Raw genomic sequence first — 15,216 nt, 5'->3', positions numbered from 1 at the left:
GGCGCCAGAGCGTGTCAGATGCCGCCAGCGGTGAGTTTTTCCGGATCCAGCAGTGCTTCGAGCTGGTCGCGTGACAGGTCGGTGTGCTCCAGTGCCACCTCGATGATCGGGCGACCCTGCTGATAGGCGCTCTTGGCGATTTCGGCGGCTTTGAGGTAGCCGATGATCGGGTTCAGCGCGGTGACCAGGATCGGGTTGCGCGCCAGGGCTTCCTTGAGTTTGCCCTCGTTGACCTTGAAGCTGGCAATCGCCTTGTCGGCCAACAGGCGACTGGCGTTGGCCATCAGTTCGATGCTCTCCAGCAAGTTGCGGGCGATCACCGGCAGCATCACGTTAAGCTCGAAGTTTCCCGATTGCCCGGCCACAGCGATGGTCGCGTCATTGCCAATGACCTGGGCGGCGACCATGGCAGTGGCTTCCGGGATGACCGGGTTGACCTTGCCCGGCATGATCGACGAACCCGGCTGCAGGCCCTGCAGCTCGATTTCGCCCAGGCCAGCCAAGGGGCCTGAGTTCATCCAGCGCAGGTCGTTGGCAATCTTCATCAGCGCCACGGCGGTGGTCTTGAGCTGGCCAGACAGCGCCACGGCGGTGTCCTGGGAACCGATCAGCGCGAACAGGTTATGGCCAGGGGTGAACTCAACCTTGGTAAGCCCGCTCAGTTGACGCGCGAAGCCGGCGGCGAACTGTGGGTGGGCGTTGATCCCGGTGCCCACTGCGGTGCCACCCTGGGCCAATGCCTGCAGGCTCGGCAGGGTCGCTTCGAGATGTGCTTTGGCGCCATTGACCTGCGCAGCCCAGCCATCGAGCACCTGGCTCATGCGCACTGGCATGGCGTCCATCAGGTGGGTGCGGCCGGTCTTCACATACTGATGCACCTGGCGCGACTTGGCCTCGATCACCTGAACGAGGTGGCTCAACGCCGGCAGCAGTTGCTCATGCAGCGCCAGCGCGGCGCTGACATGAATGGTGGTGGGGATGATGTCGTTGCTGCTCTGGCCACAGTTGACGTGGTCATTGGCATTGACCGGCTCACCAAGCACGCGGCTGGCCAAGGTGGCGATCACCTCGTTGGCGTTCATGTTCGAGCTGGTCCCCGAGCCGGTCTGGAACACATCCACCGGAAAGTGCTGGATGAAATCTCCGGCCAGCAATTGCTCAACCGCCTCGACGATGGCCTGGCCCTGCCCTGGCGACAGCTGCTCCAGCTCGATGTTGGCCCGGGCCGCAGCGGCCTTGGCCAGCAACAAGGCGCGGATGAACTGGGCGGGCATGCGCTGGCCGCTGATCGGAAAGTTATCTACCGCGCGCTGGGTCTGCGCGCCATACAGGGCCTTGGCAGGCACCTGCAGCTCGCCCATGCTGTCACGCTCGATACGGGTATCACTCATGTTCAAATCCTTGCATCAGTTCATCGGGAGAAATCGACGGCAGCAGCCGACAGCTGGCCAGTTGCAGGGCATAAGGCTGCCAGCGCAGGTTCCGCTCGTGGCGATCGAGGTTGCGCAGGTCGAGCAGCGGTCGCCAGGCCTGGTCCAGGCACAGGCAGCGCCAATGCCACGGCAACATGCGGTCGCAAGCGGTATCCAGCAGCAGGCGGAAGGAGGTCAGCGCCACGGTCCATGGCGAAGTTTCGGTGCAGCACACCAGGTAACGGCCTTCGGCCAGGTAGTGCTCGATCAGGCGCGGCTCATCGGGTTCAAGGGCGCAGCGGATACGCCGGCTGAGCCAGCGCCAGTTTTCCAGGTAAGGCAGTTCGCGCAGGACGGGTTTCATGAACATCATCGCCAGGTGGCCAGATAATGATATTCATTATTAATTGATAAACAGAATCACTTCAAGCGTCAAACCAGGAAAGAAAAAACCCGGCACGATGGCCGGGTTTCATTGACGCTGGGCATTCCTGTCCCGATGTCAGCTGCCAGCGACCGTCATCCGCTCGATCAGGACCGACCCTGTGTGGATATTGCTACGGGTTTCAAGATCACAGCCAATTGCCACAATTTGCTGGAACATGTCTTTCATATTGCCGGCAATCGTCACTTCCTGTACGGCATGCTGAATCTCGCCGTTCTCGATCCAGAAGCCCGCCGCACCCCGCGAGTAGTCGCCGGTCACCATGTTCAGCCCATGGCCCATCAGCTCGGTCACCAGCAGGCCACGGCCCATGCGCCGGATCAGCGCCGCCTGGTCTTCGACGCCGTGAGTGACATACAGGTTGTGCACGCCCCCGGCGTTGGCAGTGCTTGGCAAGCCCAGCTTGCGTCCGGAGTAGGTACCCAGCAGGTACGACACCAGCTCGCCTTTATCGACGAACGGCTTCGCGTAGGTCGCCAGGCCGTCACCGTCGAATGCGGCGCTGCCCAGCGCGCGAGGAATGTGGGGGCGCTCGTCGAGTGTCAGCCAGGACGGGAACAGGCGCTGCCCGATAGCGCCATCGAGGAACGACGACTTGCGGTACAGGTTGCCGCCCGAGATGGCCGACAGGAAACTGCCGAACAGGCCACCCGCCAGCTCGGCGGAAAACAGCACGGGCACTTCACAGGTCGGCACCGGCCGCGCACCAAGGCGGCTGGCGGCGCGCTGCGCGGCGCGCACGCCGATGCTGCGCGGGTCGGCCAGCAGGTGGCCCTGGCGGTTCACGTCATACCAGTAGTCACGCTGCATCTGGCCTTCGCCTTCAGCGATCATCACGCAGCTCAGGCTGTGCCGGGTCGAGGCGTAGCCACCGATGAAGCCGTGGCTGTTGCCGTACACGCGGCAACCCTGGTGAGTGTTCAGGGTGGTGCCATCGGCATTGAGGATGCGCGTGTCGGCGTCGAATGCGGCCGCCTCGCAGGCCAGGGCCATCTCGATGGCCTTCTCGGGCTCGATGTCCCAGTCGTGATAGAGGTCGAGGTCGGGGATTTCGCGGGCCATCAGTGCGGCATCAGCCAGCCCTGAGCACTCGTCCTCGGAGGTGTGTCTGGCAATCGCCAGAGCAGCGGCCACGGTTTCCCGGATGGCATCCGGGCCACTGGCCGACGTGCTGGCCGAGCCCTTGCGCTGGCCGACATAGAGGGTGATGCCGAAGCCCTGGTCGCGGTTGAATTCCACCGTCTCGACCTCGCGCTGACGCACCGTGGTGGACAGGCCCTGCTCCAGCGACACCGCCACTTCGCAGGCACTGGCGCCTTGCTTGCGTGCTTCTGCAATGATCGCCTCGACCTGCTCTTGCAACGCTGGCAGGTCCTTGGGGCCTACGCTCTGGACTGCACTCATGGTTTTCTCCACTCAAATTCTGCGTTCGGCGAGGGTCATTCTACGACCGGGCACGGACAAGCGGCCCCCGACTGGTTATCATGGCGGCGATTTCTAGCGGACTGCCACCATGGTTGATTCATACGACGACGCCTTCGACGGCGAAAAAAGCAAAACCCAGATCAAGCGCGAACTGCATGCGCTGGTCGAACTCGGCGAACGCCTGACCACGGTCAAGGCCGACACCCTGGCGCGCCTGCCGCTCACCGACGAGCTGCGCAACGCCCTGGCCGACGCCAGCAAGCACACCGCCCACGGCGCACGCAAACGCCACATGTCGTTCGTCGGCAAGCTGATGCGCGACCAGGACCTGGACGCCATCCACGCCGTGCTCGAGCAGATCGACAGCTCCAGCCGCCAGTACAACGAGCGCTTCCACAACCTGGAACGCTGGCGCGACCGCCTGATCGACGGTAACGATGAAGACCTCGAGCGTTTCGTCAACGAATACCCCGAGACCGATCGCCAGCAACTGCGCTCGCTGATTCGTCATGCCCAGCACGAAAAGGCGCGGAACAAACCGCCTGCCGCTGCGCGCAAGGTGTTCAAATACATCCGCGATCTCGACGAGATGCAGCGCGGGCTGCGCTGACTGCCGCCGCCTGGGGCTGCCTTGCAGCCCCCGGACATCGATCAAGCGCCTGTACCGCCCACGGTAATCGCATCGAGCTTCAAGGTCGGCTGCCCGACGCCTACCGGCACCGATTGGCCATCTTTGCCACACGTCCCCACTCCACTGTCCAGCGCCAGGTCGTTACCGACCATCGACACCCGGCTCATGGCCTCCGGCCCGTTGCCGATCAGGGTCGCGCCTTTCACCGGGGCGGTGATCCTGCCGTCTTCGATCAGGTAGGCTTCGCTGGTCGAGAACACGAACTTGCCACTGGTGATATCGACCTGGCCACCACCGAGGTTGGCGCAGTAGATACCCTTCTTCACCGAAGCGATGATTTCTTGTGGATCGCTCTTGCCGGCCCGCATGTAGGTGTTGGTCATGCGCGGCATCGGCAGGTGCGCATAAGACTCGCGGCGACCGTTGCCGGTAACCGCCATGCCCATCAGGCGCGCATTGAGCTTGTCCTGCATGTAGCCCTTGAGGATGCCGTTCTCGATCAACGTGGTGCATTCGGTCGGCGTGCCTTCGTCATCGACACTCAATGAGCCGCGGCGCCCCTCGAGGGTGCCGTCGTCGACGATGGTGCACAGGGGCGAAGCCACCTTCTCGCCGATCCGCCCACTGAATGCCGAGCTGCCTTTGCGGTTGAAGTCGCCTTCCAGGCCATGGCCGACCGCTTCGTGCAGCAGCACGCCCGACCAGCCGGACCCCAGAACCACTGGCAAGGTACCGGCCGGGGCCGGGATGGCTTCGAGGTTCACCAGTGCCTGGCGCAGCGCTTCGCGGGCATAGCCCATGACGCGGTCTTCAGTGAAGAAGCGGTAGTCGGTACGCCCACCGCCCCCCTGCCCGCCACGCTCGCGGCGGCCATTCTGCTCGACGATGACGCTGACGTTGAAACGCACCAGCGGGCGCACATCAGCGGCCAGGCTACCGTCAGCGGCGGCAATCAGGATGCGCTCCCAGACGCCGGCCATGCTTACGCTGACTTGCTGGATTCGCGGATCGAGGGCACGGGTGGCCGCATCCACACGCTTGAGCAGCTCGACCTTCTCGGCACGGCTGAGCACGTCCAGCGGGTTGTCCGGTGCATACAGCGCCGTCACGTCCTGGCTGCGGAACGCCTGGACCGTGCCGTGCTGGCCGGCGCGGGAAATCGAGCGGGCCGCACGGGCCGCCGAGGTCAGCGCCTCGAGGTTGATGGCATTGCTGTAGGCGAAGCCGGTCTTCTCACCGGACTGGGCACGCACACCGACGCCCTGGTCCAGGTTGAAGCTGCCTTCTTTGACGATGCCGTCCTCCAGCGCCCAGGTTTCCGAGATCTGGCCCTGGAAATACAGGTCCGCCGCATCGATGCCGGGGCCTGCCAGCTCGCCCAGCACGCTCTGCAGGCTGTCGAGGGTGAGTCCGCCCGGGGCCAGGAGTTGCTCGCTGACGGTGGATAACATCTGGCTCATAGTCACTCCGAGGTGTGCGCAGGCCGCAAGGCGTCCTGCGAGAAAAAGCGCCGGTGCGTGGTAACCGGCATGCGCGCCCGAATGGACGCCTGTTCATCAATGTCACGCTCGGCGAGCAAAACCGCTTCGCCTTGCGCCTGTTCTGCGACGATCCGCCCCCAAGGGTCGACGATCGCGGCGTGGCCATGGGTTTCCCGCGGGCCTGGGTGGGTACCGCCTTGAGCCGCCGCCAAAACATAGCACTGGGTTTCAATGGCCCGGGCGCGGATCAGCACTTCCCAATGCGCTGCGCCTGTGACCGCAGTAAAGGCAGCCGGTGCCGTGATCAACTCCGCCCCTGCGCTGCGCAAGGCGCTGTACAGCTCGGGGAAGCGCAGGTCGTAACACACGCTGAGCCCCAATCGGCCTAGCGGCGTATCGGCCACCACCACCTGCGCACCATGGGCATAGTCATCCGACTCGCGGTAGCGGCCCCGGTTGTCAGCCACATCCACGTCGAACAGATGCAGCTTGTCATAGCGCGCCACCACTTCGCCGTGTTCGTCGATGAGCAGCGAACAGGCATGAGCCTTGGCGTCAGGCTGGCCTTGTGGCGGCAACGGCAAGGTACCGGCAACAATCCATAATCTGAGGTCACGTGCGGTACGTTTCAACCACGGCAGGATCGGGCCTTCGCCCATGGCTTCGGCGCGGCCGATGGCGGCGGCATCCTTGCGGCCCATTGCCGCGAAGTTTTCCGGCAGCACCGCCAACCGAGCGCCGCCCAGGGCTGCCTGTTCGAGCAAGGCGCCTGCACGTTGCAGGTTGGCCAGCACATCGTCCTGGCTGACCATCTGGATGACCGCTGCCTTCATGGGCACTCCCGCAATTATTTATCGAACGGTTTCACAAACGTGATTTTAGGCTCTTTCACCGGTCCTTCGACGCGATAGTGCACACTGGCAAAACGCGACACACGGTCGCCGATCAGCCGGTCGACCAGGAACAGCGCGCCCCCGACCGCAGGCGCACCGACGATCAACGCGGCCAGTGGCAGGTTGTTGGTCACCGGCAGGGTCACCTGCAGGTTGGCAGCGACCCGATCGCGCACCAGGTCGAGGGTGCCATCGAGCTCAAAGTTGCTCGACGGCCCGGTCACGCTGATTGGCTCGCGGGTCACGTAGACGCCGCTACTGGCCACCAGCAGGCCCTTGACCCGGTCATAGGCCAGGCCCTTGTCGAACAGGTCGGAGAAGTCCAGCCGCAAGCGCCGGCCAATCGAGTTGAAGTTGAGCAGGCCGAACACACGCAGGGCCTGGGCGCCACCTTCCACCTCGACGAACTGACCGCTGCGCAAGGCCGCATCCATGCTGCCAGAGAAGCGCTTGAGGCCGACCCAGGCGGGCGAACCCGGCCAACGGCCATCCACATCCAGGCGGAAATCGCGACTGGTCACGGTCGGGGCGAACCCCCAGGCCTTGAGCACATCGGCCAGGTTCTTGCCATCGAGCCGGCCTTTGTACCAGCTGCTGGTAGCCCCCGTTTCGCCTTCCCAACCGCCGCTGCCATCGACATGCAAGCCTTTGAAGTCAAGCTCGATGTCTTGCGCAGCCACGCCCCGTGCGGTGGGGCGCAACTTCAGCCCGACATTGCCGAACAAGTCGTCGCCGCGGTACAGCTTGTCGATGCTCAGGTCCAGCGCCGGCACCTTGCGTGGGTCAAACGAGGCCAACGGGTCGGGGCCTTCTTCCGATTGGGTTTCAGCGGGGTCGGCGGGCGGCAGGCGCAATGTCTGCAGGCGCACCACCAGCGGCGCGGCCTTGGCATCCGGCAGGCGCGCGTTACCGATGACTTCCTTGCTGTCCAGGCGCAGGTCCCAGGCAGCGCCGCCCCGGGTCAGGCGCACGACGGCCTGGTTCAGGTCCATGCCGAAGGCCTTCAGCTGGCCGATGCTCAGGTCGACGCTCTGCAAGTTCTGCCGGGCATTGCCACCGGGGTCGTCACCCGCAAAGCGAGCGGCCTGTTCCTGCCAGGGGCCCAGGTCCAGGCTTTCCAGCCGCCCCTTGACCCGCAGCCCCTGAGCCGCTGGCAGCTGCGCCTGCCCGGCGCCAAGCAACAGTTCGCCACGGCCCTGGCCCAGCTTGTCGGCCGGTGCGGCGTAGGCGAAACGGGCCAGGTCGGCGTAAGCCGCATCGAATCGCCGCTCAGGCCCTTGCAGGTTCATGCCGAAACGACTGTCGCGGGTCTCCGCCGCCGCCTTGCCGAACGGAGCCGGCAGGTCGATGGTCAAGCCCTTGAGCGAAGAGGTGACGTTCAGGCTGTTATCACGACTGCCCAGATTGACTTGCAACTGGTACGGCAGGTCGCCTGAGGCGGGCAAGGTCTGCCTGAACTGCAACCAGTCGGTCAGGGACTTCAGCGAAGCCTGACCACTGGCGCTGATGCGCGTCTGCATCTGCCCGGGCTGGCCCTCGGCGGTGATTTGCGCAGTGACCGGCTTGCCGAACACCTGCAAGCTGATGTTCTTGCCGCTCAGCCCCTTGTCGAAGTCAAAGCTGAAGTCACCCTTGAGGCGCGTCAGGTCCAGGCTGGGCGGGGTCACCTTGAGACGTGCATCGGCAGTGGCGAAGTCCACCAGCACTTTTGGCCGCTCGCCATGGGCCAAGGGTACGTCGAGCTTCACATTGCCCTTGAGAGGGCCCTCGCCTTCCCAGCCGGCGAAGATCTCGCCAGTCCCGATCGGGGCTTCCTTGAGGATTTTCAAACCATCGCCAAGGCTGCCGTCGAAATTGCCGTCGAGGTACAGATGGCTGTGCTGGCCGCTGTCGACATGGGGAATATTCACGCTGACGTCGCTGACCTTGGTGTCGAGCAGCAAGCCCTTGCTGGCCTTGATGCGCACGCCGCTGTCTTCGATCAGCACATCGCCGTCCACCTGCTGCACCTGCGGCCAGCCAGGCTGGAAGTCGAGTGCGGCGTCGTGAACCTTGAAGAACAGGCTGATGCTGCGAGCCTCCGGCGTGGCGCCGTGGTTCAACGAACCCTGGTACTGGAAGTAGCCCTCGTCGACGTTGCCCTTGACGATGGCGCTGCGCAGCCATTCGTCTAGGGCCGGGCTCAGCACTTCGGGCAGGTACTTGGCGGTATAGCGGCCATCGCCTTCGGTCAGGCCGACACGCAGGTCCATGTAGCTTTCGGTGCCTTCGTCGAACAGCAGGCGAATCAGGAAATCGCCAGCAATCTTGCCCTCCTCGCCCAGCACCTTGAGGTAGGGGGCGACGAGGGTGAAACCATGCTTGTCGAGCGCCCAGGTCAGGCGCGCATTGGCCTTCTGGTATTGCCAGGGTTTGGCGAAGATCGGGTACAGGTGCAGCATGAATGCGTCAGTATCCAGACGCAGCTCGCCATGCCCGAGGTCGCCGCTGATGCTGCCGCTGACATTGCCGGCCGCCGGTGCGCCATGATAGGCATCGAAACCGACCCTCTCCAGGTTGGCGGCGAACTGCAGCCGCTGGTCGCCCTCGGCGTTTGGCCGTGCTTCGAGCCGGACGTTGCGCAGCGCCCCGGTGACGTTCAGCCCATCGACCACGGCCATGAGCTTGTCCGACAGGGGTGCCAGGGCATCGATCAGCGGGGTCAACGGGGTGAGGTCAAGGCGGTCGGCCTGCACCTGCCAGGTTTCGTCGACCGGGTCGTCACCCAGGCGCTGGTTTACTTGCAGATGCGATTCCCAGCGGCTCTTGCCGATGCTCGCCGCGAGTGAGTCCACCAGCACATCGAAACCCTGATCGCGGCGCTGGAACCAGGCGGTCAACGCGAGGTTGTCCAGGGCCACCGCCTTGCGCTCGGCGTAGGCACCGCGCAGTTGCGGTGCGTTGAGGCGCACCACTGCCTGCTGCAACTGGCCCTTGCTCCAGTCGACCCAGAACTCGCCACCGGCCTTCAGCGCTTCCGCCCGCCACTGGCCCAGCAAAGCAGGCGGCAACCACCGCGCCCAGTCGCTCTGCGGCAGGCTCAGGTAGGCCTCGACCGCGCCATCGCGCCAAGCCTTGGCATTTGCCCGGCTGCGCAGATTGAGCGCCAGCGGCTGGCCGTCGGGCAAGGTCGCCCGCAGGTCGAGAGCCTGGCGTGAAGCCCCGGCTTGCAGGCCGACGCTGACATAGGTAAGGGTCAACGGGTCGCGCTGCCAGGGCTGCAGGGTGACCTGGCTGTCGAACACATCGATGCGGCCCAATTGACGCAAGCGCTGCAGCAACTCGGCAGGATCCAGCGGCGCGTCATCCTTTTTAGGCAACCCTTCAAGGGCCCAGCCACCCTGCTCGTCCTCGCGCAGAATCAGTTGCAGGCCACCGAGTTCGATGCGTGCCAGGCGCACTTCACGGGAGGTCAGGCTGGCCCACAGGTCCGGTACCACCTTGACGTCATCCAGGCGCAGGGCCGATGCGCCCTCGCCCAGTTGCAGGTCACGCACGCGCAATACCGGCGCCAGGCCGCTCCAGCGCCCTTCCAGGGCCCCGACATGCACGGGTAGCCCAAGCGCCTGTTCAGCCTTGCTCTCGACGTCGCCACGGTATTCGGCCACCAGCGGCACCAGCTCGCGGCCGAGGCTGACATACAATGCCACCAGCACCGCGAGCAAGGCACAGATGCCCAGCCCCCAACGGGTCAAGGCGACAAGAACGCGGTTCAGACGTCCCATGGCCATGGCCCTCCAGGTCGTTTATCCATGATGGCCCGACGTGCCGGTCTTGCCAGCCAGCGCCATCCGGGGCGGGTATCAGAAAGCCTCAGAGCAGCACCACATCGTATTGTTCCTGCGAATACATCGACTCGACCTGAAAGCGAATGGTTCGGCCAATGAAGGTCTCCAGTTCGGCAACGTTGCCGGACTCTTCGTCCAGCAGGCGATCGACCACCTTTTGATTGGCCAGCACACGATAACCCTCAGCCTGGTAGGCACGGGCTTCGCGGAGGATCTCGCGGAAGATCTCGTAACAGATGGTCTCGGGGGTCTTCAGCTTGCCGCGCCCCTGACAGGCGATGCATGGCTCGCAGAGAACCTGTTCGAGGCTCTCACGGGTGCGCTTGCGGGTCATCTGCACCAGGCCCAGCTCGGTGATGCCGATGATGTTGGTCTTGGCATGATCCCGCTCCAGCTGCTTTTCCAGGGTGCGCAGCACCTGGCGCTGGTGCTCTTCGTCTTCCATGTCGATGAAGTCGATGATGATGATCCCGCCGATGTTGCGCAGGCGCAGCTGCCGAGCGATGGCCGTGGCGGCTTCGAGGTTGGTCTTGAAGATGGTTTCTTCCAGGTTGCGGTGGCCGACGAACGCACCGGTATTGACGTCAATGGTGGTCATTGCCTCGGCCGGGTCGACCACCAGGTAGCCACCGGACTTGAGCGGCACCTTGCGCTCCAGGGCGCGCTGGATTTCGTCCTCGACCCCGTACAGGTCGAAGATTGGCCGCTCGCCTGGATAATGCTCCAGGCGATCAGCGATCTCCGGCATCAGCTCGGCGACGAACTGCGTGGTTTTCTGGAAGGTTTCCCGCGAGTCGATACGAATTTTCTCGATCTTCGGGTTGACCAGGTCACGCAGCGTGCGCAGGGCCAGGCCGAGGTCTTCATAAATGACCGTGGGCGCGCCGCAGGTCTGGATCTGGCTGCCGATCTGCTCCCACAGGCGGCGCAGGTAACGGATGTCCTGGAGGATTTCTTCAGCCCGCGCCCCCTCGGCAGCGGTACGCAGGATGAAGCCCCCGGCGTCCTTGATGTTCTCGCTGTTCATACAGTCGCTGACCACCTGCTTGAGGCGCTCGCGTTCGGCTTCGTCTTCGATCTTCAGGGAAATGCCGACATGGCTGCTGCGGGGCATGTACACCAGGTAACGCGAGGGGATCGACAGCTGCGTGGTCAGGCGTGCACCCTTGGTGCCGATCGGATCTTTGGTCACCTGCACCACCAGGGCCTGGCCCTCGTGCACCAGTGCGGTGATGTTCTCCACCGCCGAGCCTTCACGCTGGGATATTTCCGACGCATGGATGAACGCCGCGCGCTCCAGGCCGATGTCGACGAATGCCGCCTGCATGCCCGGCAGCACCCGCACGACCTTGCCCTTGTAGATATTGCCGACGATGCCGCGGCGCTGGGTGCGCTCGACGTGCACTTCCTGCAGCACCCCGTTTTCCACCACCGCCACGCGTGATTCCATCGGGGTGATGTTGATCAGGATCTCTTCACTCATGGCAGGCTCTCGTCAAAGGTCTTCGGTAATGATGGATCGCGCGTGCTGGGCTGGCTACCGCTGGTTTGTTACCTCTGGCAAAAGTGCCGGTATCTGCCAGCAGGCGATACCGAACCGGGCGAGCATCTCGGCCGTTTCGCTCAAGGGCAGGCCAACCACCGCCGAGTAACTGCCGTCGAGCCCGGTGACGAATATTGCACCCAGGCCCTGGATGGCGTAGCCCCCCGCCTTGTCCGCAGGCTCGCCACTGGCCCAGTAGCGCTCGGCTTCAGCGCCATCGACAGGGCGAAAACGCACGACACTGCTGACACACCGGCTTTCGCAATGCTGGCCATCGTTCAAGGCCACGGCCGTCAGCACCTGATGCTCTCGGCCAGCCAGGTCGGCCAGCATCGTCAAGGCCTGTTCACGGTTTTCAGGCTTGCCCAGAATGCGGCCATCGAGCACCACCGCCGTGTCGGCGCCAAGCACCACGGCAGGGCCTTGCAGGGTAGCCAGGCCAGCTTCGGCCTTGGCCCGGGCCAGGCGCTCGACATAGGCCTCGGCGCTTTCGCCCGGCAGCGGGGTTTCATCGACGGGGGCACTGATGACGGTGAACGGCACGCCGATCTGGCCGAGCAGTTCACGCCGGCGCGGTGAGCCGGAGGCGAGGTAGAGTGGTTTCATCTGGACATCTCCCTGTCAGTGGCAGCGCCGTCAGTTGATGCGCAAACGTCGGCGCAGGTCGCGCAGGGCGAAGCTGATCCATGGCCAGAGCAAGGCACTGATCACGGCTGGCCAGACCAGCGCCAAGGTTGGCAGGCGATTGCCGGTGAGCGCACTGAGCCACAGCTGGATCAGCTGGGCGATACCGAAGATCACCAGGATCACCAGGCTCTGCTGCCACAGCGGGAACATGCGCAGGCGCTGCTGCAGCGACAGCACGAGGAACGTGATGAGCGTGAGGATGAGCGCGTTCTGCCCCAGCAAGGTGCCGTACAGCACGTCCTCGGCCAGCCCCAGAATGAAAGCGGTGGTCATGCCCACCTTGCCTGGCACGTTCAAGGTCCAGAACGACACCAGCATCGCCAGCCACATGGGCCGGAACACTTCAAGGAACTGCGGCATGGGTGAAACGCTGAGCAGCAGGCCGATGGCGAACGTCAGCCAGATGACCCAACCGTGGTTGCGGCGCGACTTGGCCATCATTGCCTCCGGGGATGGGCGGGCGCCGCAGGCGCGGCGGCAGGGTTGCCGGGCGCTGCAGCCGGGGCCGCAGGCGCCTGACCCGTAGCGGCCGGCGCCGCTGGCTGTGCCGGGGCTGGGGCAACTGCCGGCTGCTCGGCATTGGCAGCAGGTTGGCCAGTGCCCTTGCGATCGGCCTCTTCCTGGGCGATGGCTGCTTCGGTGGCCCGCTGCTCCGGTGTCCGGCGGTCACTGAACACCAGCAACATGTAGCGGCTGCGGTTGAGCGCGGCGGTTGGAATGGCGCGGACGATGGCAAACGGCTGCCCGGAATCGTGGATCACTTCGTTGACCGTGGCCACCGGGTAGCCGGCCGGGAAACGCTGGCCCATGCCAGAGCTCACCAGCAGGTCACCTTCCTTGATGTCGGCGGTGTCGGCGACATGGCGCAATTCGAGGCGCTCCGGGTTGCCGGTGCCGCTGGCGATGGCGCGCAGGCCGTTGCGGTTGACCTGCACCGGAATGCTGTGGGTCGTGTCGGTCAACAGCAGGACCCGCGAGGTATACGGCATCAGCTCGACCACCTGGCCCATCAGGCCACGGGCATCGAGTACCGGCTGCCCCAGGAACACACCATCGCGCTCACCCTTGTTGATCAGAATGCGGTGGGTGAACGGATTGGGGTCGACGCCGATCAGCTCGGCCACTTCGACCTTTTCGTTGACCAGCGCCGAGGAGTTGAGCAACTCACGCAAGCGCACGTTCTGCTCCGTCAGGGCCGCCAGCTTCTGCAGGCGCCCTTGAAGCAGCAGGGCTTCGGTCTTGAGTTTTTCGTTTTCAGCGATCAGCTCGGTGCGGCTGCCGAACTGGCCGGCCACGCCTTGCCACATCCGCTGCGGCAGGTCGGTGATCCAGTACGATTCCATGAGCACCAGGCCCATCTGGCTGCGCACCGGCTTGAGCACGTCGAAACGCGCGTCGACAACCATCAGCGCGACCGACAGCACTACCAGTACCAGCAGGCGAACGCCCAGCGAAGGGCCCTTGGAGAAAAGCGGTTTAATGGGCCGTTCCTCGTGGACGACTCAGGAGGTCATTGGACATGGGACAACGCACCAGCCTGGTTGCGGGTTGACGGAAACGACGCCGCGATGGACGCCAGCCAGCGCATACAGGTAGCACTGCGCGTGCTACCTGTAAACCGGGCTTTCGAAAGCAGCGGGGGATCACTCGCTGGAGAGCAGGTCCATCGCGTGCTTGTCCATCATCTCCAGAGCGCGGCCACCGCCACGGGCGACACAGGTCAGCGGGTCTTCGGCGACGATCACCGGCAGGCCGGTTTCCTGCGCCAGCAGCTTGTCGAGGTCACGCAGCAGCGCGCCACCACCGGTCAGCACCAGGCCGCGCTCGGCGATGTCGGAGGCCAGCTCCGGCGGCGATTGCTCCAGGGCGCTCTTGACCGCCTGGACGATGGTCGCCAGGGATTCCTGCAGGGCTTCCAGGACTTCGTTGGAGTTCAGGGTGAAGGCGCGTGGTACGCCCTCGGCCAGGTTACGGCCGCGCACGTCGACTTCGCGCACCTCGCCGCCCGGGTAGGCGGTGCCGATTTCCTGCTTGATGCGCTCGGCGGTGGACTCGCCGATCAGGCTGCCGTAGTTGCGGCGCACATAGGTGACGATGGCTTCGTCGAAGCGGTCGCCGCCAACCCGGACGGACTCGGCATAGACCACGCCGTTCAGCGAGATCAGTGCGATTTCGGTGGTACCGCCACCGATATCGACGACCATCGAGCCACGGGCTTCTTCGACCGGCAGGCCGGCACCAATGGCAGCGGCCATCGGCTCTTCGATCAGGAACACTTCACGGGCACCGGCACCCAGGGCCGACTCGCGAATGGCGCGGCGCTCGACCTGGGTCGATTTGCACGGCACGCAGATCAGCACGCGCGGGCTGGGCTGCAGGAAGCTGTTTTCGTGAACCTTGTTGATGAAGTACTGCAACATTTTTTCACAAACGCTGAAGTCGGCGATGACGCCGTCCTTCATCGGACGAATGGCAGCAATGTTGCCAGGCGTGCGGCCCAGCATGCGCTTGGCTTCGGTACCGACGGCGACGACGCTTTTCTGGTTGCCGTGGGTACGGATGGCAACAACCGAGGGCTCATTCAGGACGATACCGCGCTCACGCACGTAAATAAGGGTGTTGGCAGTCCCCAGGTCGATGGAAAGATCGCTGGAAAACATGCCACGCAGTTTCTTGAACATGGGAAAGTGACCCTGGGGAAAGCGTGGGTAAAAAAGTGCGGCAAACTCTAACAATGGCAGGGATTTTGGGCAAGGAGCCAATATGTTAAATTGGCTGTTTTTCCGAGCACGCCAGCAGATGATCGCGGCCGTTGGACCGCCAAAATGCTGACATGTTCCTCACCGCGGACCCTATTCGGTTCTTTGTTTCC

At 64.2% G+C, this 15,216-nt stretch carries 12 protein-coding genes; 1 reads left to right on the top strand and 11 read right to left on the bottom strand.

Going from position 1 to position 15,216, the window contains the following annotated elements; genetic code table 11:
* Window positions 1-14: 14 nt before the first annotated feature.
* The 3 genes from L6D64_RS17395 to pmbA all read right to left on the bottom strand — a co-directional run bounded on the left by L6D64_RS17395 (window position 15) and on the right by pmbA (window position 3,261).
* Window positions 15-1,391, bottom strand: coding sequence for a class II fumarate hydratase (locus L6D64_RS17395; RefSeq protein WP_176508704.1), 1,377 nt, complete (start codon window positions 1,389-1,391; stop codon window positions 15-17).
* Window positions 1,384-1,785 carry a FagA protein gene (locus L6D64_RS17390; RefSeq protein ID WP_176508705.1) on the bottom strand — a complete coding sequence of 134 codons (402 nt, stop codon included), beginning with the start codon at window positions 1,783-1,785 and terminating at the stop codon, window positions 1,384-1,386. The genes L6D64_RS17395 and L6D64_RS17390 overlap by 8 nt, the downstream gene beginning before the upstream one ends.
* A gap of 129 nt (window positions 1,786-1,914) precedes the next feature.
* Window positions 1,915-3,261, bottom strand: coding sequence for a metalloprotease PmbA (gene pmbA, locus L6D64_RS17385; protein ID WP_176508706.1), 1,347 nt, complete (start codon window positions 3,259-3,261; stop codon window positions 1,915-1,917).
* A gap of 109 nt (window positions 3,262-3,370) precedes the next feature.
* Between pmbA and yjgA the strand changes: the two genes are divergently transcribed.
* On the top strand, window positions 3,371-3,892 hold the full coding sequence (yjgA, locus tag L6D64_RS17380) for a ribosome biogenesis factor YjgA (RefSeq protein ID WP_176508707.1): 522 nt from the start codon (window positions 3,371-3,373) through the stop codon (window positions 3,890-3,892).
* 41 nt (window positions 3,893-3,933) lie between these two features.
* Here the strand turns inward: yjgA and tldD are convergent, their stop codons facing one another.
* The 8 genes from tldD to mreB all read right to left on the bottom strand — a co-directional run bounded on the left by tldD (window position 3,934) and on the right by mreB (window position 15,025).
* Window positions 3,934-5,373, bottom strand: a complete 1,440-nt coding sequence (gene tldD / locus L6D64_RS17375; protein WP_176508708.1) for a metalloprotease TldD — start codon at window positions 5,371-5,373, stop codon at window positions 3,934-3,936.
* Between the two features lie 2 nt (window positions 5,374-5,375).
* Window positions 5,376-6,227, bottom strand: a complete 852-nt coding sequence (locus L6D64_RS17370; protein ID WP_176508709.1) for a carbon-nitrogen hydrolase family protein — start codon at window positions 6,225-6,227, stop codon at window positions 5,376-5,378.
* A 14-nt stretch (window positions 6,228-6,241) separates the two neighbouring features.
* On the bottom strand, window positions 6,242-10,057 hold the full coding sequence (locus tag L6D64_RS17365; protein ID WP_176508710.1) for a YhdP family protein: 3,816 nt from the start codon (window positions 10,055-10,057) through the stop codon (window positions 6,242-6,244).
* An 82-nt stretch (window positions 10,058-10,139) separates the two neighbouring features.
* A complete protein-coding gene (gene rng, locus L6D64_RS17360; RefSeq protein WP_176508711.1) occupies window positions 10,140-11,597 on the bottom strand; it encodes a ribonuclease G in 1,458 nt (485 codons plus the stop codon).
* A gap of 54 nt (window positions 11,598-11,651) precedes the next feature.
* A complete protein-coding gene (locus tag L6D64_RS17355) occupies window positions 11,652-12,263 on the bottom strand; it encodes a Maf family protein (protein ID WP_176508712.1) in 612 nt (203 codons plus the stop codon).
* Window positions 12,264-12,293: 30 nt separating this feature from the next.
* On the bottom strand, window positions 12,294-12,782 hold the full coding sequence (mreD, locus tag L6D64_RS17350) for a rod shape-determining protein MreD (protein ID WP_054887193.1): 489 nt from the start codon (window positions 12,780-12,782) through the stop codon (window positions 12,294-12,296).
* Entirely contained in the window at window positions 12,782-13,825 is a 1,044-nt protein-coding gene (mreC, locus tag L6D64_RS17345) for a rod shape-determining protein MreC (protein ID WP_176508742.1), read from the bottom strand. The genes mreD and mreC overlap by 1 nt, the downstream gene beginning before the upstream one ends.
* A 162-nt stretch (window positions 13,826-13,987) precedes the next feature.
* Complete coding sequence (gene mreB / locus L6D64_RS17340; protein WP_003255163.1) at window positions 13,988-15,025, bottom strand: rod shape-determining protein MreB; 1,038 nt, start codon at window positions 15,023-15,025, stop codon at window positions 13,988-13,990.
* Between the last annotated feature and the right edge of the window lie 191 nt (window positions 15,026-15,216).

It is taken from the genome of Pseudomonas urethralis (genome assembly GCF_021602465.1).
Taxonomy (GTDB): Bacteria; Pseudomonadota; Gammaproteobacteria; order Pseudomonadales; family Pseudomonadaceae; genus Aquipseudomonas; species Aquipseudomonas vlassakiae.
Note: the sequence above shows the minus strand (reverse complement) of the source record. Positions and strands in the feature narration are given on the sequence as shown.

Bases quoted from the DNA above. Each gene is read 5' to 3' on its own strand.
- L6D64_RS17355 (WP_176508712.1), bottom strand. From the start codon at position 12,263: ATGAAACCACTCTACCTCGCCTCCGGCTCACCGCGCCGGCGTGAACTG.
- rng (WP_176508711.1), bottom strand. From the start codon at position 11,597: ATGAGTGAAGAGATCCTGATCAACATCACCCCGATGGAATCACGCGTG.
- L6D64_RS17395 (WP_176508704.1), bottom strand. From the start codon at position 1,391: ATGAGTGATACCCGTATCGAGCGTGACAGCATGGGCGAGCTGCAGGTG.
- mreD (WP_054887193.1), bottom strand. From the start codon at position 12,782: ATGGCCAAGTCGCGCCGCAACCACGGTTGGGTCATCTGGCTGACGTTC.
- L6D64_RS17370 (WP_176508709.1), bottom strand. From the start codon at position 6,227: ATGAAGGCAGCGGTCATCCAGATGGTCAGCCAGGACGATGTGCTGGCC.
- yjgA (WP_176508707.1), top strand. From the start codon at position 3,371: ATGGTTGATTCATACGACGACGCCTTCGACGGCGAAAAAAGCAAAACC.
- pmbA (WP_176508706.1), bottom strand. From the start codon at position 3,261: ATGAGTGCAGTCCAGAGCGTAGGCCCCAAGGACCTGCCAGCGTTGCAA.
- mreB (WP_003255163.1), bottom strand. From the start codon at position 15,025: ATGTTCAAGAAACTGCGTGGCATGTTTTCCAGCGATCTTTCCATCGAC.
- L6D64_RS17390 (WP_176508705.1), bottom strand. From the start codon at position 1,785: ATGATGTTCATGAAACCCGTCCTGCGCGAACTGCCTTACCTGGAAAAC.
- tldD (WP_176508708.1), bottom strand. From the start codon at position 5,373: ATGAGCCAGATGTTATCCACCGTCAGCGAGCAACTCCTGGCCCCGGGC.
- L6D64_RS17365 (WP_176508710.1), bottom strand. From the start codon at position 10,057: ATGGCCATGGGACGTCTGAACCGCGTTCTTGTCGCCTTGACCCGTTGG.